Annotated in this window: 2 protein-coding genes; both read left to right on the forward strand. The window is 56.2% G+C overall.

Going from position 1 to position 1,945, the window contains the following annotated elements:
* Window positions 1–541 (forward strand): MoxR family ATPase (locus MVK46_RS05505; RefSeq protein ID WP_297535640.1); only part of this gene is annotated, 541 nt, incomplete at its 5' end.
* Between the two features lie 138 nt (window positions 542–679).
* Window positions 680–1,864: a DUF58 domain-containing protein gene (locus MVK46_RS05510; protein ID WP_297535641.1), complete on the forward strand. Its 1,185-nt coding sequence runs from the start codon at window positions 680–682 to the stop codon at window positions 1,862–1,864.
* Window positions 1,865–1,945: the final 81 nt, after the last annotated feature.

Genomic DNA, 1,945 nt, shown 5'->3' on the forward strand with positions numbered 1-1,945 from the left:
CCTGCCGAAGCCGTTCGTGGTCATAGCGACCCAGAATCCGATAGAGCAGGAGGGAACTTACCCCCTTCCCGAGGCCCAGCTTGACAGGTTTCTGGTCAGGCTTCACGTTGGCTATCCCACGAGGGAGGAGGAGAAGGAGATACTCAGGAGGAGGATGGAGCGTAAGAAGGAGGAGGTTGACATAAACCCGGTCGTAAGCGCTGAGGAAGTCGTTGAGATGCAGAGGGCCATCGAGGACGTTTACCTGAGCGAGCCAATCCTCGATTACATCGTCTCCATAGTCGAGGAGACCCGTAAGGACAAGAGGAACGTTGAAATCGGCGCCTCGCCGAGGGGAAGTCTGGCCCTTATGAAGCTTTCAAGGGCCTACGCGGCCATTGAGGGCAGGGACTATGTAATCCCTGACGACGTCAAGGCCGTCGCCGTTCCGGCCCTAAGCCACAGGCTGATACTCAAGAGGGAACTCTGGTACACCAAGGTTTCCCAGGAGAGCGTGATGGAAAAAATCCTGGAGAAGGTTCCGGTTCCCAAATTCGAGTGAGGTGGGTGCATGCAGAGCGCCTGGGACGCCTGGAGCGTTAGCGGGCTTCGCTATATCTCATCGGTTGTCAGGCTGGAGGAGAAAGTTGAGGAGGAGGGGCTCTCTCCAACGCCGAAGCTCGCCCTCTACCTTGTGGCAATGTGGGTTATCCCAATTGCTTCCTTCTTTCTGCTTCACTGGAGGATGGTGTACCTCGTTCTGCCGTACCTGACTCTTCTCTCGGTTGCCTATCTCTTCTTCAAGCCTTCCGGAAACGTTGAGGTGTGGAGGGTCGTTCCCCACAACCGCTTCCTCGAGGGTCAGGAAGTTGAGGTTGAGGTTCACGTGAGGACGGACTTCCGCGTTGACTACCTATACGTTAAGGACTTCGTCCCCGGCCTCGAGGTCGTCTCGGGCAGTCCTGAGAAGGTGTTCTCCCTAAGACCCGGAGAGGAGGGAGTTCTGAAGTACAGGGTGAGGGTTAAGAGGGGCATTCACAGGTTCGAGAAGATACTGGTCTCGTACAGGGACCCCTTCGGCTTCTTCTCAAGCGAGAGGGAAGTCGATAACTTCACCGAGGTCATCGGTGTTCCAATGCTCTACGAAGTTCAGACGCCCTACTCCACAAAGGGCACGAAGATAACGATAGGACCGCTGCCATCTCCTCTCGTCGGGGAGGGCCTTGAGTTTCACGCGATAAGGGAGTACCAGCCCGGCGACCCGCTCAAGATAATAAACTGGAAGGCAACCGCGAGAACCGGCAGGATAATGGTGAACGAGTTCGAGAGCGAGAGAAAGGTCGACGTCGTGTTCATAGTCGATGCATCGAAGAGAAACGAGGCTGTCTTCGATTACTTAATCCGCGCCGCCGCATCGCTCATGCTCAACGCCCTCAACGACGGCACGAGCTTTGGTCTGTTGCTGGCCGAGAAAATCCCCCTCTGGATAAGGGTGGACTACGGAAAGAGGCACTTCTTCAAGTGCATAGACTTCCTCAGCACTGCCCGCCCGGACGAGAACAACATCATAGCCTATCAGGTCGAGCACCTGATAAAGACCGCACTGCCGCCGAGGGCGCAGGTTCTCTACTTCTCGGCCCTGCTTACTGAGGAGAGCTGGGAGGCCCTTAAGATTCTCTCCCGCTACGGCTACAGGGTCGTCGTAATCAGCCCGAACCCCTACAGCGTATACGAGGCCAAGAGCGAGGAGGAGAAGGTCGCCTTAAAGCTTCTAGCCATTAGAAGGAAGGCCGTGCTGGAGAGCCTCTCGGGCTACGGAATAATAATCGACTGGGACATCAAGAAGCCCCTCAAGGTCGCCATAGCGGAGGTGATGGGCAAATGAGGAGGCACTACCTCCTGTCCATTGGGGGGCTGACGGCCCTCTCATCCCTCGTGCTGTCCCTCCTTTTCCTGTACTCCTTCT

It is taken from the genome of Thermococcus sp. (assembly GCF_027066465.1).
Classification (GTDB): Archaea; Methanobacteriota_B; Thermococci; order Thermococcales; family Thermococcaceae; genus Thermococcus.

Coding starts and splice junctions, on each gene's coding strand:
- MVK46_RS05510 (WP_297535641.1), top strand. CDS start 680: ATGTGGGTTATCCCAATTGCTTCCTTCTTTCTGCTTCACTGGAGGATG.